Below are 15445 nucleotides of genomic sequence, written 5' to 3'. Positions count from 1 at the left end.
TTTTTGGCATATTACAAAATACAAATTATTACAGTAATATCAAATAAGAAATGGTGTTATTTCAAAAAAAAACAAGTTTACAGCTCTATTAGACCGGATTATGTAAGAAATTCGTTATGAAACTTTGAGATACTATAAATACAATGATTTTCTTAGTTTTAGCATAGTAGTTTACCCTGAGTTTATCGAAAGTAAAAAACCAAGGGTAACGGCTGTATTTGCAATAGATTAGGGGTGTAATAGATTTTTTATTGCATAATCCGGATTTAATATATGGTTTAAAACAACTTCGATAAAAGTATGTAAGATTTTTTTTGAATATATTTTTAAGGTAAGTACCCCCCTTTATAAGGATTAAAAACTACCCGATCACGCTACTAAGCCTAAACATTGGCAAATACATTGCAATAAGAATGACCCCTACAATAATACCTACAAACACGGTTAACAAAGGGTTTAGTACATTGGATATAACTTGAGATTGATATTTTACCTGTTGATTATATTGTTCATTTAATTTTTGAAATATAAATTCTGTCTGATTAGTTTCTTCTGCTACACGAACCATTGCAATCATTTTTTTATCAAAAATCGGGCTTTTAGAAAAAGAAACGCTTAAGGAATCTCCTGCAAGAACCATTTGTTTTGTTTTATTTAATCCTTGCTGTAATGGATAAAAATCAATCATGTTTTTTACCAGGTCTATACTTTCTATCATAGGCACTTTGGCAGAAGTCAATAATGCTATTGCTTGGGTAAATTGTGCCATATATATACGCTGAAAATAATTACCCAATATTGGTAATCTTAACTGGGTATTACCTAATATTTTACGATACCATTGTTTTTTGGACACAAAAATTAGTGCTCCAATACTTATAATAACGCTTAACAACAATAACAATCCATTGTTGCTCAAAAAATCTGAAAAATTAATAATCCCTTTGGTTACCCCGGGAAGCTCAACATTGTTTTGTTTAAAAATATCGACAAACATTGGCACAACATATCGCAGCATAAAAACAATTACAATCATTGCAGTACACATAACAATAACAGGATAGGTAAGTGCAGAAATAATCTCCCTGCGAAGCTCATTTTTACGTCTGAAAAACTCACTAAGCTCCATAGCTATTTTTGCAAGCTCACCTGTTTGTTCCCCAATCCTTATAGCATGATATTCGTAATCTGTAAAGTTTTTATCTTGTTGCAATATTTCAGAAAAAGAAGTTCCTTCTACTAACTTAGAAAGCATAGAAGACATTAATTTTTGATCTTTTTCTTTTTTTTGTGTTTCAGACAACAATTGTAAACCGCTTCTGAGGTCAATTCCGGATTTTAAAAGAACACCCAGTTCTGCATACCATTGTTCTTTTTTTTTAGTTGTAAAAGCTGTTCCAAAAAGAGTGATTTCTTTAGTTAATATCGCCGAGACATCAAAAGAAGTATCTTTTTGATCCTGTTTTTTAATTTTTTCTATTTTTATACCCATTGTTCAGAAATGTATTGTAGGATCGTTATACTTGAACACAAAAACACGATGTAAATCCCTGGTATTATAAAAAGTTAATTTTACAGCATCTATAGAGCCCGAATTTACAGGCTCTCCTTTAAAATAAAACTCTTTTTCTTTTATTAACAAAGAATATGTATAAAGGTCAGAAACTATACTGTCCTTAAAAAAAATGTATTTTCTTTCTTGTAAAGGAGAAAAAACCAACATTGTATCATCAATTGGATTCCATTTTATCGATGTAAACTTATTAAAATCTATAGTCAAAGCTGTTTCTAAAGATTGTATTTGTTCTTGATACTCATAATTTGCATCTATACTTCGCATATTATTTTGTACCACATTCAATACAGAAAATGCCAGACCCGCAACTATTGCCGAGATTACCATAACCACCATAACCTCGGTTAAGGTAAAAGCTTTTACTTTAAAGTTTATAGTTTTCATTTAAAAAACAATTCCTTTTTATATTCTATACCATTTTTACTATAGGATATTGTTGTGTGATTTTCATTATTAATAACCCTGATCTCCCAACCATCAAAATCTTCGATATATGGTGTTTTTATTTTTTTATGGATCAAAAGGTACTCCAATTCTTTTGCTTTATTATCAATACTGCTTTGGTCTCCCTTTAATTGATTGTTAAAAACATTATTAAAGCTCAAGCTAGCAATCATAAATACAACAATAATCAATACCGAAGCAGTTAGTACTTCTACCAAGGTAGCAGCTCGTATTTTTTTTAGTACAACCATTTTGCAATTGTATTTTTGGTATCCAAAAATGGTAATCCACTATAGCCAACTATGGGGTTTTGTATAACTTTACCGTTGTAAATGTGATTTAGATATACAGATCCAAATTGTCTTGCTATAAATTGATGGGTATACAAAGACCCAAAAACAGATCCTTGAAAATCAATATTTCCCTGACAATATACCTCTCCTACAATTTTAATATCCGTACCTATTTCTAAATTTGTTTTAATACGGCTTATCTGGTCTCTGGTTTTATTTAAATACACAATAGTTCCTTCAATTACGGTTCCTTTATCTATCATAATATCTGGATGAGCTTGTTGATACTGATTATTTTGATCTTTTTTTTGAAGTTTTTTTTTGTCTAATAATATTATAGAAGAAGGATAAAACAGGTGGCACCTTTTACCTACAGATATATTTTTTGTTGCAATACATTGAAAAGCACCTTTTGCATCATCGCTTATAATAATTTCGGGAGCTATTAAAAGAACATCTTTTAGTTTAGATTCTGGCCTCACAACAATTTTAGTAAGGGATTGTATTATTATATTTCCTGTTATTTCGTTTTCTTCTAAAAAAACAGGCTCCGGGCTGTATACCACCTGAACAGGATTTACAAAAGAATTTTTAAGTTCCTTTTGAAGGGGAATTACATTAGAAATATCTAAAAAATCTCCTTGTGAAATACTCTCTAAATATTCGATCCATTTTGGTTCTAACCTTGGTAAAGATATTTTACTTTCTATTACTTTACCATAATATAAATTGGTGCCCTGATAGTAATTACCCGAAATATTACCGGCTTTAACTCCTTGTTTTGGAAGGTAACTGTTTCCTTCTAATCTAGTATCCCCCACCACTACAATAGGTGAGTTTGTATCTTCTACATACAGATTTGGTGTTTTTTCAGACCTTTCTGATCCTGTATAAGCTACTTTTACTGCTTTTCTGTTATGTATGCCAACTTCTACATATTGTTTCAGCCATGCTCCTTGATACTTTTTAATTTGTTTTATCGTTTTATAATCTATTGTAGTACTAATTGTATCGGTTGGTTGGTTTGCTATATCCAGAGATACAAATAGTTGTTTATTGGATTCTTCAAACACTTCTATTATTTCTTTAGATTTAATTCTAAAAAATGATTGTACATGGGTAAGTAATAAAAAAGCGCTTAATAATAATGCTACCAGTACCGAGATTAGTATGGCAAACTGCATTGCTTGTGCTTTTATTTTTAACAATAACTTCAATTTATTATTTTATATTCTTTTACTTTCCCCTTATAACGTACTTGGATTGAATTTGAAAACGCTTTTAATAAGGTAACCTCAGAAATCGTTTCTTTTAGTTTTATAAGCTGATCTATATTATTAATTTGAATTAAATAAATAGCATTTGCACTATTTTGCCCCGACACAACTCCTTTATATTGAATAGGTGGCCATATCATTGGTTCTTTTTTGGTTTTTGGTTTTAATGGCAACTTATTTTCTTTTTTTTTCGGTATATATAAAGTGCCCAAAAAAGGATCTCTTTTTATTTCTCCTAAGCTAAATGTATCCCGTTCTTTTGTTTTTAAAGGAGAAACAGATATTTCTTTGGCATCAGAAACAACAGGGTTTTCATCTGAAAAAGCTCCTATTATTTGAAAAATGATTGCTCCCCAGATAAATGCCACTAGTGATAATAAGATATATAATGCCTTTTTACCCTTTAGCATAACTGTTAATTTATTATAAATTTTGACACTGTACTGGATTCGCCTTGGTTACCTGCCTGATCAAAAGCTTTTATAAACCAATAATATGTTGTACTTGCCTCCAAATCGATGTCTGAAGGAGAGGTCACTCTGTTTTTAACCGCTAATTGTGTTAATTGCAAATCTTTATACACGTATATACTATCAAACTCTGCTGTTCCTGCTACAGCTTCTCTAGTCCAGACAAAGGTGACTTTGGTCCCTGCCTGAGATGCATCATTTACCGGGGCTGTGGTAACAGGTTTTTTTGGATTTTTACTATCTACTGTTATGGTTCTTGTAGTATAGAGTGTACTTTGTGTGTTATTTTCTGCCCGTACCTGCCATTTGGTTATTCCTTCTGGAAAAATACCGGACAAAGAAGTATTTGTTGTCGTTTTATCACTAATAATCTCATTGTTGTCCTTAAGCAATTGTACCCTATATAATGTAGCCTCTGTTATAGGTTGCCATTGTAAACTTAAAGTAGTCTGATTTGTAATTGCATTATTTTGGGGGAGCACTAACAACACTTCTCTGGAGGAAAAATCTTCACTTTCTACAACTGTAAAACTTGCTGCTGTATACGGTGTTACAGAACCTGAATTTTGAGCTCTTACCCTCCACTGATAGGTATTCTTTACCAATTTAGCATTAAAACTGGTAGATTTTACTGTGGTATCTATAACTACTTGAGAGGCATTCTCAAAGCTAGGCTGCGCTAGTTGTAATCGATATTCTGTTGCCTGATCCAATGCTTCCCAACTAAATGTTACTGAAGTGTTTTCTACCTTTGCTTCGTTGGAAGGTGCTATAAGAATCGTTTTTTTATCCGATAAATCTTCTTCAAACAGTACTTCTTCACAACTCATAAACAGACCAAAAAGCACAATTATATATAGGTTTATTTTTTTCATGATTAAAGTTTAAAAAATTTCATTTTTTCTTCTGCTTTTATAGCATCACGATATGCATTTTTAGGGCAAGATGATTTTTCGTCTATAATATCCGCCAAGGCAATCTGTCTTCTATCATTTTCGCTCCAACAAAAGAAGGATAGTTTATACGCAAAAATTGTGGTTTCTGAAAAATTGATTGTTTGGTATAATTTACCATCTTTGAACAAAGATAATGCATATTGTTTATAGGAACTATTGCTTAAAAATATGGTTTCAGCATCTGTTATTTGTTTCAGGCGGGTTTCAGAAAGCGCTAATGATATTGAAGTAACAATTACAGCCTTTTTTTGTCCTTTTAAGTATGTGTATGTTTCTGCATTATATTGCTTTTGCAGTTCTGTTATTGCAGTAATTCGATCTAATAAATCGATAGTCACAAATCGGGGTTTGTTTTTTAAAGAGTCTGCATAGTTAATATTTTGCACATTTTCTTTAGATTTTTTTAAATATGCATTAAAGGTGGTTTTATTAAAATCTACCATAGTACTATTTGCCCTTATTTGTTTTTTGTATTCTGGTATTGCAGAGACTTTAAATTCTGCGTTGTACAGTCCTTGTTTTTGCAATCCTATAACTCCTAATGCTACAGGGGTTTTAATAGCAGTATGCATATTATTTTGATCAATTTTAATACTGTGGCAACCTATACAGCAAAACGTTAAAAGTATTGCGAAACGGCATATTATATATTTCATACTATTTTTTCTTTTGTTTTTTAGGGCATTAATTTAAACGTTGTAGTAATACTCTGCATTGCAGATATGTTGCTCCTGTTCTAAAATTCTTCTTTTTTTCAAAATTTATTTGAGCAATGTTTCCAAAGCTATACTGCTGTTCCAAATCATAAATAACTTCAATCAATCCTTTATAATCTCCTTGTAAAATAAAATCGTAGGTAATAACCCCTTCCTTTGTTGTTTCATTATTATATTCATGAGGTTCTTCAAAAGCTATAACTTTAATATCAGATGTATTAGATAATGTGTTTAAGGTTTTTAAAAGATTATGTTGCAATGAACTTCCTTCAACATTATTTTTGGATAAAACAGCATCTAATTGGCGTTCTTTTTTTGTTAATGTTGCCAATTGCATTGGTGCCGACAAATATTTTTCTTTTTCATCTTCCAGCTTGGACACTTCGGTACAGATGGCAAATGTTTTGGTAAAACTAAATTGATATGCAATAAACAATACGCTCAAAAAGCCTGCAATCAGGAGTCTGTTCTTAGTCTTTTGTTCCATCCTTTTTAATGCTTAATGTTAATTCAAAATCTGAAACATTTCTTTTATTTAATCCATATTGTATTATAGTAACATTATCTATAAATTCTAATTCTTCTATTGTTTTTAACCAGACAGTAAAATCTCCTTTATCTGTAGATTCTCCACTTATAGAAATTATCCCTTGTTTAATTTCAATCATTTTATCTTTTCGAACAGGTTTTTGCAGAGGTTGATAGGTAAATGAATTTAAAATTATGGTAGATGGTTGTACTTGCACAATTTGATCTATATAAAAAGAACCTTTTGAAAAACCTGTGGTTAATATGCTTTGTACCAGATTTTCTTTAGTTTCGACCTCTTTCTGTTTTATAAGGATCTGCTCTTTTTGGGTTGTATACACTTGTAACTCTTCCTGTAATGTTTGCCATTTTTTGTAATTAGAGCTAAACACAAAAAAATTAAGCAACAATGTCCCCAACAAAAATCCAATTCCTATCTGCAGTGTATTCTTAAAAAATCGGATTCCCTTGTATTCTTTATGTAATTCTTGGTTTTTGATTTCAAGATTTCCTGAGACTTTACTTGTTGCCACTATCAAATCCATAGCTACTGCTAATGGAAGTGTATATTTTGAAGAAAAATCAAGATCTTCGATACGGTATTGTTTTTCTTGTTTTTCATTTTCGGGTATTATAAAATCTACTTCTCCATTATCAAAAACAACCTTATTTGCATAGCTTATCAAGTCCTCATCTGCCGCATACTCTGCCAGAGCTGCCATTTTTAATGCTCCCAGAGATACCGAAATCACTTTAATTTTCGTTTTTTCTATTTGTTCTATAAGCGTTTGTACATGTATCTTTCTGCATACAGCTATAAAAGATTTTTTGGTAGTTCGCAGGATCTGATAATAAAAATCATTCAGGTTTAAATTCGGAAAAGCTTCTGAAACAATATCCGCATCTGTACCTGTATCAGACACTTCTTTTAACAATACCTGATCATCTGTTATAATCAAGTTAAGTTGCTGTTTCCTAACAAATTGTGATATATTTTGAAGATGCTCTACCACAAAAGTCTGGTCTATATCCAATTCTCCTTTTTTCTGCACCAGTTCCAGACCCAGAAATATAGGTTTACCTTCATGATGCGAATACTCCAGCATTGCTAAAGTTTTCTTTACAGGGCTATATGATGATAAAGATTTCATCATTAATAAAATACGGTAGGTTTAATTATTACATTTAATTTTTTTCTGGAATCCTCTCTTTTTCTTGAGCTAAATAACCACTTTATAATTGGAATACGGGATAATAAGGGGACTCCGGAACCTGAATCGTTTTTTACTTTTTGCTCTATTCCTCCCAAAATAGCTACATCGTTAGCGCGCATCCTCATAATAGAAGAAAATCTGCGACTATTAATATCTGGCGGAGCATTTTTGGCAATACGTTGCCCTGTAAAACTAGATTGAATTACTTGTATGTCTAGTGTAATTTGCCCATCTCCAGACACAAAAGGTTTAAACTCCAAAGCTAATTCTGCGTCTATGGGCAGGTAATTAACCACCTCGGATGTTTGCGGAATTTGCGATCCAAAAAAGTTTTGGTTTGTTACTGCATAATACGTCGTTTGCCCACTAGAGAGGTATGCCTTATGCCCATTTAGGGTACTTAATTTGGGTGTAGATAATATTTTTACATTACCATTGGTCTCCATAGCTTTGATATCCATATAAAAATTTGGAACTACATTGCCCAGATTTAGAGACCCAAAACCATCAAATCCTCCAATAATACGATTGATTGTAGAAGCCCCTAATGTAATTTTTGCATCCGGAAATACTTTTCCCTGAGTTGTAACGGGTTCTTTGCCAATTCCAAATTCTACGCCTGCTTCTACTGTTGCTGATCGATTAACTTCTAGAATCATTACTTCTATCAATATCAAAGGCACTGGTTTATCTATATATTTTATGAAATTTTTAAACTTTTCTACACGAGCTCCCGGCCCACTAACTACAAAACTGTTTAGCTCGGTATCTATTTTTATATCCAAACCATCTGTTATAGAAGAAGGAAAAATATCTGAAATAGATCCTGCTTGCCCCCCGCTGGAAGATGAGCCATTGTTATTAAAAGAGCTACGTTGATTTCTATTAATTCCGTTTTGATTAACCCCGGAAGTACTGGAAGATCCGGAAATGTAATTAACCCCTCCTGTTGTAAAATTAGAATTATTAGAACTATTACTATAAGAGCTGGAAGAATTGGCGTCTCCTAGCAAAGCAATAGAACGGTACATCATTTGTACCAACTCTATTTTCTTTAACGCAAGTTGATCTTCTGTCCCAAAATAATATACATTTCCTTCTCTTTTAAAGGTAAATATCCCGGATGTGGATACTGTATTATTATGGGGGTTTTGTTGCCCGTTATAATTATTCGTGCTGTTTTGGTTTGATATATTATCTTGTGCAGAAATCGTATTGCTTTCAAAAATCTTTACCAATAAATCGTCAAAAGAAATGGTTTCGGTTTTTACAGTTACTTTTCCTGCATTTTCAAGAGGGGAAGCTGTAAAAATATCCAGTTTCAAATCCTCGGCAAGGGTATAAACTACCTCAGATACCGGGGTATCCCTTAAATCTACAGATACTACTCTTGCCAAAGTATCTAATATTTTATAGGAAAAATTAGATCGCCGTGACCGATAATTTACAGAACCATTTGTTGAATTGCCTGTTTGTGAAAAAGCATCAAATTCATAAAAACCATCTTTTGTTTTTTTAAAATCCAGAGAGTTTGCTTCGGCAAGCTTTTTCATTGCAATATCAAAAGGAACATCACTTATAAAGAGGTTTAAACTTTTATTACTTAACTCTGGTGTAAATAGTAAATTTTTGCCAGAAACTTTGGTTATTTTTCTAAACGCCTTTGGTAAAGGATCGTTGTTAAGATCCATAGATAATGCGCCCGATAAAACATCATATTGTACTGCTATATCCTTCTCTACGGGAACAACTACAGGGGCAACATAAGATTTTACAGACAGGATATTGCCTGTAAATGTAATATCCAATTGGTATTCTTTTACCAAAAACATTAACAGATCCTGAACACTTACATCGTTAAATCCATTAACAATAGTAATATTGTTTAGCTCTGAAGCTAAATTAATATTGATTTTATGTACCTGAGATACTGCTCTTAAAAAATTAAGTAAAGAAGTATTGGATATATTTACATTTACTTTTTCTGCTAACCCGGGAATATCTACATTAAGTAATTGCAACTTATTTTCTATAGTAGAAATCCTGGTATTGTTTTGTCCTTGGTTTTGAAAACCTTCCTGCGCCAATACTTGTATCCCAACGGCAAGAACAAAGATCAATATGTGTGTTTTTATTTTCATCTGTTTTGTATTCCTTTTTTTGTTTTATGAATATTACTTGTTTTTATAATATTCAACTATCTGTCAGTAAAGCATAAACTTCTTCTACCGAAGTTTCTCCGGCAATAATCATACGTATTGCATTATGCTGTAAGGTTTTTATTTTTCTTTTTTCTATATAAGCATCTATTTCCAACTCATTATGCTTTATAGCAGTTTCTAATTCTCTGGTAATAGGTAGTATTTCATAAATTGCTTTACGCCCCATATAACCTGTATGATAACATTGGTTGCATCCTGTTGCGGTATAATGCTCTTCCATTTCTTCTGGAATTGTAAATCCCTGAGGAAAATCTTTTGTTTCTGACTTTTTTTTTGTTTTACAGTGTGTACAAAGCTTTCTTACCAAACGTTGGGCAATACTCATTGTAATTGTATTGGCTAGCAAAAAGGCAGGGACTTTCATATCTATCAATCTGGAAATAGTTGCCCAGGCAGAATTGGTATGTATGGTAGACAGTACCAAATGTCCTGTTAGCGCAGCCTTAATTGCCATTCCTGCTGTACGATCATCCCTTATCTCTCCTACCATAATGATATCCGGATCCTGACGCAAAAATGCTCGTAAAGCCGCAGGAAAATCAAATTCGATATCTTCTCTAAGCTGTACTTGGTTAATTCCCTGAAGTGTATATTCTATAGGATCTTCAATAGTAAGAATATTGGTGGTTTCTTTATTTAGTTCCTTTAGGGTAGCATATAGTGTAGTTGTTTTTCCTGACCCCGTAGGACCTGATATCAAAATAATTCCCTGAGGTTTTTTAATTGCTTCCCTATATTCTTTGATTTCTGTTTCTGTAAAACCCAAATCATTTAAAGATACCTCTTGCGTATCTCTATTAAGTAGTCGTAATACTATTTTTTCGCCATAAAGCGTTGGCATGGTGGATACTCTTATATCAAATTCGTGCGTACCATCTTTAAACGTAATTCGTCCATCTTGTGCCAAACGTTTTTGAGAAATATCCAAACCGGATTGTATTTTGATTTGATTAACCAGTTGCGGGTATTCTGTATTGACAATTGTATATTGCTCTTTTAGTTTGCCATCTAGCCTAAAACGTACTCTGGATAGTTTTTCGTAGGGTTCCATGTGTATATCGCTACTTCCAAAATCTTTTGCCGTAGCAATTAGTTTTTGTAGAAATTGATCTTCATATTGTAATTTTTCGCTTGAAGAAGCTGTTGTTTTTCGGTAATTAAATGTTAAATAGGATTGTATATTTTCTGTAGTTTCAGGAATAATATTAACTGTTCTTCCTAAAATAATAGTAAGTTCTTTTTGCAAACTATCCGGATCCGGATGATCTGTTTTTAGCTGCAGGACTTCTTCTATTTTGGATATCGGTATTATCCTATAGTGGAATGCCTGATTAGAAGTAATTTGCTGCTTTAGATCCACCGGTATTTCGTATGTTTTCATACTGCTCATATCCTGTACATAGTTAAAGCATTAGTAGTCCATTGTACTATAAACATAGTTCCTAAAAACAAAGCCATATACCCTGCAAGGGGAACGGTGTTTTGTTCTTGTTTTTTTTGCACTATTATAGATACCAAAAGCGAAAAAAACAAAGAAAATACCAATACTACAATAAATGTTATGGTTGGAAACCCAGCTGCCAATGCTATAAAAAACAATAAATCGCCTGTTCCAAAAACTTCTTTAAAGAAAGAGCGTTTTAATTTTAGAATGGTATAAAGGTATAGCAATCCCATTATCCCGATAAGAACTCCTGTGTTTATACCTATAGCGTATAAAAAATGTATTTGTTCTACATTTTGATAGTGCAAAAACCCTAATAAGGTTATAAGAACAGGAAAAATAATTATATATACCTCTCTGTCTTTAAAATCCTGATAGGATATACTACCCAGAATAACAATAACTATTATTTTAAGAAAAAGCATTAGTCTTTTATAATTTGTTTTGGGTCTCCGTTTTCGTCAATTTCCCATACATCAAATACCCCATCACCATCAAAATCAACTACAGCGGTAGCTCTGGCTTTAAAATTAGAAACACTGGCTTGCAAAACTTCGTAGCTATAATTTGCTGTACCTCCGTTTTTTACTGTTTTGGGTGCTTCATAATTAAGCTCTGTAAAGTCTATAGAATATTTAGAATTAAGATACCTGTATTGTGTTTGCATATTACTAATCGTCTTGAGTTGTATTTTGGCTTCTTGTGCTTTGGTTTGCGCTATTAATGGCAAAAAATTTGGTAATGCTATCAATAACAAAATCCCAATAATTGCTAGTACAAGAAGCATCTCTTGTAAATTAAATGCCTTTACTTTTTTAGATAAGACTTTTTTCATGAGTATATTTTAGTGTTTTTTCTATATATAAAACCCTTACAATTTTCTTGATTCAAAATAACCCTTATTGTTTTAAGTTTTATATAAATATTTTATACTTAAAAATGGCCGTAAAAATAAGATTTTTAAAGGACTTTAAATCTTTACAAACCAAAGGATAGGGGTCTTTATATTTCTGTACTCTATATAATATTAATAATCCCCTATTGTAAGTGTACGATATCTTCTATTTGTTACCTTTTATTTTTTGCTTTTTTTGTCCACAGTATTTTTTTTAGGTTTACAGCACAATGATACCAAATTTTAGTTTCGTTTTTCGGAACTATAATGTTTTTTTGAAAAAAAAATATATTCAGTAGGATATTCACAATCATTTCGCTTTTTCATACTTTTTTAACTTTTACTCTTCGGTAGTTCGTTTCAAATTGCCTGATATATCTTCAAATAATAAGGTGTCTGATGATCTGATAGTTTTTTTTAATCTCTTGGGCTTAATCTGATAATATTTAAGGCTAAAAATTCTTCCTGTTACCTAATTATCATTAGTCAAAGACATAGCACCGGTTGCTTTGGTAACAAAAGAAGGTAACATACCCCCATGGAGGTTATTGAGTAAAGCAATACAAATGTATTATTTTGAAAACCATGTGTTTATGTTTTTGGCATGGCAATTGTTTATTTGAATCAAAACAAAGATTATTAATTTAAAAATACAAGATATGAAAACTACATACACCTTTACATTACAACTAAACATTAAACCTTTTATTAATTTTTTGAAAGAGCTGCCTGCTTCTTCCAGCTATGCTATACACAGGTAAATAATGAGTTGGCAAAAAATGCTCTATTTAGATAAAAGGGCACAAAAACAATAAAAGCGAGATCAAAAATAGACTCGCTTTTTTTATGGGTATCGTTTTCAAAATACCTCTCGATTATTTACAGCCAGATATCTTAAAAACAAACCATCCACATCATAAAAACGTCACTGTCTTTACTATATTTCTTACTCTTACCGCTTACTCAATACGGCACAGAATGCAATTCCGAGATATCATATCCGCGCCATCTGGGTACCTTTATTTGTCCATAATTCTATAGGTTGATTATGATGCTGCCAAAATTGATACTTGTTTATGTTTTCTTTTTCTTTTCCTGCTTTTTCTAACATCCATAACAACCACTCTTTTCTACTTTCCTGCGAGTTTTCTTCAATAGTCTGAATTATCTTTTTAGAAGTATGCTTTTTGAAATCTCTCAATAAACCAGAAGGATCCCCATTAGATGAACGAAATACAAAATGCAAATGACTTGGCATAAAACAATAGGCATATACTTCCATCCCCTTATGCTTTCTGCAATAATCGACACTCTCTGCTAAAATAGACAAATATATTTCTCTTGTAAATATATCTATCCAAGTATACTGTAGCAAAACTTACAAAATACACTCCTTGTTTATTATTAAATTTATATTTCCTACTCATACCCTAAAAATACAAAAGAGGGTATCTAAAAAGTCAGACACCCTCTTTTTTTATTATGAATACTTCAAAAAACCGACTCTAAAAGAAGGTTTTACTGAAAGAAATAAAGTTTTTTTTAGAAAATACTACAAATAATTCAGCTTAATTTTATCAAAAATTACTTTTTAGACAGCCTCTTTGTTTTATATCTTTTACTACAATTATTACTCTTACGCTGCCAATCTTTGACGGCACCAGAAACATTCTGGCGCTAGCAGGGTAAGTATGAGCGTGAAGAAAGAAATGACACCCAGTATCGAAGCTGCCGTAAAACTAGCTAAACTATTAGATACTACCGTTGGTTATCTCCTTGGAGAGAATAAAAACGCAGAACTCCTTAAAGATCCTAAAATGCTTAAGCGGTTACAGGATATTGATAATTTACCTACAGAAGATAAAAGCGGTATTTTATATGCGCTGGACAACCTGCTTAAAGCTGCTAAACTTAAAACACTATAAACCAAAAAAAACAGCCACAACCTATTTTAAAAGATCGTGACTGTTTTACTATTTCTATTATTTTGACCTACCGTCTTTAATCATTCCTCAAAGTCGGGAGACTTTGCGGAGCGGGGAAAATATTGCAAAATATCTTCTTTACTTTCTAAAGGTGGAATATCATTTGTGATAAATACATATTTTGTACTAAATACATTGCTTAGACTTTCTTTAGTTATTTCTTCATATTCAGCTTGAGTAGATAATGATAAGATCAAACTATTATCTTTGTTAATTTTAATAGTAGCTTCTTTAAATTTTAATCCTTGATCCTTATTTTTAAAGTAAAACGTATAATCTCCATTATTTTCTAATACATAATTTAACATATCTCTGAAATTTTCTGATTCATAAATAACAGGCGTCCTATACTTAGGATATTCATAAAAATTTTCTGTAGAAACAAAGTTCACTAAATAAGTAGATAAGAAAATTTCTATATTTTTTTTAATATTTTGATCAATCAAAACGTTTACATCACTTAATGTCATAATTACCTAGTTTTTAAGCCTGCACTAACAAATAAATCATCTTTTGCTCGAGTGAAGAGATAATATGTTTTATTATTATGGACATATTCATGAACATTTACTAAGGTTCTAGCATTATTTTGTCCAGATCCTTTTATTCCAAAAGCTACTACCTTTGTTCCTACTTTTTTACCGTGCTTTGCAATGATAGAGACAGCATCATTAAAATTATCTAAAACAGGTTGAAGGTTTTTCTGTTTAGTCCATTTGATAGGTTTACCAATTAATTCCGCTAATTCATCACCATGCCTTCTTATTGCATGATTTAATGCCCCTAATTGTTGTTCTGTAGCATTTGCTATTTTAAATTTAAACGCTTTATTAAAAGTACTAGTTGTAGCATTCAAAAGACCATTAAACCTAGCTGTTGGGGCAGCGGGGCTTGTCATATGTCCTAGTGCTACAAAACGATTTTCGTGGAAAGTAAGTTCTAAACCTTGTTGTTCCCAAAATATTTGATCACTAAGCCGTTCCCTGGCAGCCGCTAACCAACCTTCACGAGTTGGAATATCTCCACGTCCCACCGCAATTGAAGCACCTTCATCACCAAAACCTGTTACTTTGTAATAAGAACCATATTTACCATCTACTTTAGAAACCTCTCCACCATGCCACAGCTTGAACCATTGTGCACCCAACCAACTAAAACCACCATCAGGATCAATAGCACTAATAGGATTGTTGTGCATCCCAAGGTAAGGTGAATTAAACTGCCCATACGGATCAGTAGTCAACCATCTCCCAATCCTACTATCCCAAAGCCTTAACTCAAAAGCTTCTTTTCCAGTTTCTGGATCAACTTCTTGTCCTTGGTATGCGTATCTGTAATCCCCTTGTAGGTTTCGATTAGGCATTGGCATTCCAAAGGAAAACTAATCAAATGCATTTTTTTAAGCCGCTTGCCTAGTTTCCTAGT

17 protein-coding genes are annotated in these 15445 nt (G+C 32.1%); 1 reads left to right on the top strand and 16 read right to left on the bottom strand.

Going from position 1 to position 15445, the window contains the following annotated elements; translation table 11 throughout:
• Positions 1-361: 361 nt before the first annotated feature.
• From ACZIYX_RS22350 to ACZIYX_RS22285, 14 genes are all read right to left on the bottom strand, one after another.
• Positions 362-1492, bottom strand: coding sequence for a type II secretion system F family protein (locus tag ACZIYX_RS22350; RefSeq protein WP_462684485.1), 1131 nt, complete (start codon positions 1490-1492; stop codon positions 362-364).
• A gap of 3 nt (positions 1493-1495) precedes the next feature.
• A complete protein-coding gene (locus ACZIYX_RS22345; RefSeq protein WP_462684484.1) occupies positions 1496-1960 on the bottom strand; it encodes a PulJ/GspJ family protein in 465 nt (154 codons plus the stop codon).
• Entirely contained in the window at positions 1957-2271 is a 315-nt protein-coding gene (locus ACZIYX_RS22340) for a hypothetical protein (RefSeq protein ID WP_462684483.1), read from the bottom strand. Before ACZIYX_RS22340 ends, ACZIYX_RS22345 begins: the two co-directional genes overlap by 4 nt.
• Positions 2259-3530: a hypothetical protein gene (locus ACZIYX_RS22335; RefSeq protein WP_462684482.1), complete on the bottom strand. Its 1272-nt coding sequence runs from the start codon at positions 3528-3530 to the stop codon at positions 2259-2261. The genes ACZIYX_RS22340 and ACZIYX_RS22335 overlap by 13 nt, the downstream gene beginning before the upstream one ends.
• The gene (locus tag ACZIYX_RS22330; protein WP_462684481.1) at positions 3527-4000 is read right to left on the bottom strand and encodes a hypothetical protein; all 474 of its coding nucleotides are present in this window, start codon (positions 3998-4000) and stop codon (positions 3527-3529) included. Before ACZIYX_RS22330 ends, ACZIYX_RS22335 begins: the two co-directional genes overlap by 4 nt.
• A 5-nt stretch (positions 4001-4005) precedes the next feature.
• On the bottom strand, positions 4006-4935 hold the full coding sequence (locus ACZIYX_RS22325; RefSeq protein ID WP_462684480.1) for a hypothetical protein: 930 nt from the start codon (positions 4933-4935) through the stop codon (positions 4006-4008).
• Positions 4936-4937: 2 nt separating this feature from the next.
• A complete protein-coding gene (locus ACZIYX_RS22320) occupies positions 4938-5588 on the bottom strand; it encodes a hypothetical protein (RefSeq protein WP_462684479.1) in 651 nt (216 codons plus the stop codon).
• A gap of 112 nt (positions 5589-5700) precedes the next feature.
• Complete coding sequence (locus tag ACZIYX_RS22315) at positions 5701-6219, bottom strand: hypothetical protein (RefSeq protein ID WP_462684478.1); 519 nt, start codon at positions 6217-6219, stop codon at positions 5701-5703.
• Positions 6203-7414 carry a hypothetical protein gene (locus tag ACZIYX_RS22310; RefSeq protein WP_462684477.1) on the bottom strand — a complete coding sequence of 404 codons (1212 nt, stop codon included), beginning with the start codon at positions 7412-7414 and terminating at the stop codon, positions 6203-6205. The genes ACZIYX_RS22315 and ACZIYX_RS22310 overlap by 17 nt, the downstream gene beginning before the upstream one ends.
• On the bottom strand, positions 7414-9615 hold the full coding sequence (locus ACZIYX_RS22305; RefSeq protein WP_462684476.1) for a type II secretion system protein GspD: 2202 nt from the start codon (positions 9613-9615) through the stop codon (positions 7414-7416). The genes ACZIYX_RS22310 and ACZIYX_RS22305 overlap by 1 nt, the downstream gene beginning before the upstream one ends.
• A 52-nt stretch (positions 9616-9667) precedes the next feature.
• Positions 9668-11077: a GspE/PulE family protein gene (locus tag ACZIYX_RS22300; RefSeq protein ID WP_462684475.1), complete on the bottom strand. Its 1410-nt coding sequence runs from the start codon at positions 11075-11077 to the stop codon at positions 9668-9670.
• A 5-nt stretch (positions 11078-11082) separates the two neighbouring features.
• Positions 11083-11565 carry a prepilin peptidase gene (locus ACZIYX_RS22295; protein WP_462684474.1) on the bottom strand — a complete coding sequence of 161 codons (483 nt, stop codon included), beginning with the start codon at positions 11563-11565 and terminating at the stop codon, positions 11083-11085.
• Positions 11565-11975: a prepilin-type N-terminal cleavage/methylation domain-containing protein gene (locus tag ACZIYX_RS22290; protein ID WP_462684473.1), complete on the bottom strand. Its 411-nt coding sequence runs from the start codon at positions 11973-11975 to the stop codon at positions 11565-11567. The genes ACZIYX_RS22295 and ACZIYX_RS22290 overlap by 1 nt, the downstream gene beginning before the upstream one ends.
• A 1054-nt stretch (positions 11976-13029) precedes the next feature.
• Positions 13030-13365, bottom strand: coding sequence for a transposase (locus tag ACZIYX_RS22285; RefSeq protein ID WP_462684472.1), 336 nt, complete (start codon positions 13363-13365; stop codon positions 13030-13032).
• 361 nt (positions 13366-13726) lie between these two features.
• On the opposite strand from ACZIYX_RS22285, the gene ACZIYX_RS22280 reads away from it, so the two are divergent.
• Positions 13727-13960 (top strand): hypothetical protein, encoded by a 234-nt coding sequence (locus ACZIYX_RS22280; RefSeq protein ID WP_462684471.1) that lies wholly within the window; start codon positions 13727-13729, stop codon positions 13958-13960.
• Between the two features lie 80 nt (positions 13961-14040).
• Here the strand turns inward: ACZIYX_RS22280 and ACZIYX_RS22275 are convergent, their stop codons facing one another.
• Both ACZIYX_RS22275 and ACZIYX_RS22270 read right to left on the bottom strand, forming a co-directional pair.
• The gene (locus ACZIYX_RS22275) at positions 14041-14490 is read right to left on the bottom strand and encodes a hypothetical protein (protein ID WP_462684470.1); all 450 of its coding nucleotides are present in this window, start codon (positions 14488-14490) and stop codon (positions 14041-14043) included.
• Between the two features lie 2 nt (positions 14491-14492).
• Complete coding sequence (locus ACZIYX_RS22270; RefSeq protein WP_462684469.1) at positions 14493-15383, bottom strand: RHS repeat-associated core domain-containing protein; 891 nt, start codon at positions 15381-15383, stop codon at positions 14493-14495.
• Positions 15384-15445: the final 62 nt, after the last annotated feature.

This window comes from Aquimarina sp. (assembly GCF_977115655.1).
The sequence above is the reverse complement of the archived record's forward strand: the minus strand, read 5'-3'. Positions and strand labels throughout refer to the sequence as shown.

Bases quoted from the DNA above. Each gene is read 5' to 3' on its own strand.
- ACZIYX_RS22350 (WP_462684485.1), bottom strand. From the start codon at position 1,492: ATGGGTATAAAAATAGAAAAAATTAAAAAACAGGATCAAAAAGATACT.
- ACZIYX_RS22345 (WP_462684484.1), bottom strand. From the start codon at position 1,960: ATGAAAACTATAAACTTTAAAGTAAAAGCTTTTACCTTAACCGAGGTT.
- ACZIYX_RS22340 (WP_462684483.1), bottom strand. From the start codon at position 2,271: ATGGTTGTACTAAAAAAAATACGAGCTGCTACCTTGGTAGAAGTACTA.
- ACZIYX_RS22330 (WP_462684481.1), bottom strand. From the start codon at position 4,000: ATGCTAAAGGGTAAAAAGGCATTATATATCTTATTATCACTAGTGGCA.
- ACZIYX_RS22325 (WP_462684480.1), bottom strand. From the start codon at position 4,935: ATGAAAAAAATAAACCTATATATAATTGTGCTTTTTGGTCTGTTTATG.
- ACZIYX_RS22320 (WP_462684479.1), bottom strand. From the start codon at position 5,588: ATGCATACTGCTATTAAAACCCCTGTAGCATTAGGAGTTATAGGATTG.
- ACZIYX_RS22315 (WP_462684478.1), bottom strand. From the start codon at position 6,219: ATGGAACAAAAGACTAAGAACAGACTCCTGATTGCAGGCTTTTTGAGC.
- ACZIYX_RS22310 (WP_462684477.1), bottom strand. From the start codon at position 7,414: ATGATGAAATCTTTATCATCATATAGCCCTGTAAAGAAAACTTTAGCA.
- ACZIYX_RS22305 (WP_462684476.1), bottom strand. From the start codon at position 9,615: ATGAAAATAAAAACACACATATTGATCTTTGTTCTTGCCGTTGGGATA.
- ACZIYX_RS22300 (WP_462684475.1), bottom strand. From the start codon at position 11,077: ATGAAAACATACGAAATACCGGTGGATCTAAAGCAGCAAATTACTTCT.
- ACZIYX_RS22295 (WP_462684474.1), bottom strand. From the start codon at position 11,565: ATGCTTTTTCTTAAAATAATAGTTATTGTTATTCTGGGTAGTATATCC.
- ACZIYX_RS22290 (WP_462684473.1), bottom strand. From the start codon at position 11,975: ATGAAAAAAGTCTTATCTAAAAAAGTAAAGGCATTTAATTTACAAGAG.
- ACZIYX_RS22280 (WP_462684471.1), top strand. From the start codon at position 13,727: ATGAGCGTGAAGAAAGAAATGACACCCAGTATCGAAGCTGCCGTAAAA.
- ACZIYX_RS22275 (WP_462684470.1), bottom strand. From the start codon at position 14,490: ATGACATTAAGTGATGTAAACGTTTTGATTGATCAAAATATTAAAAAA.
- ACZIYX_RS22270 (WP_462684469.1), bottom strand. From the start codon at position 15,383: ATGCCTAATCGAAACCTACAAGGGGATTACAGATACGCATACCAAGGA.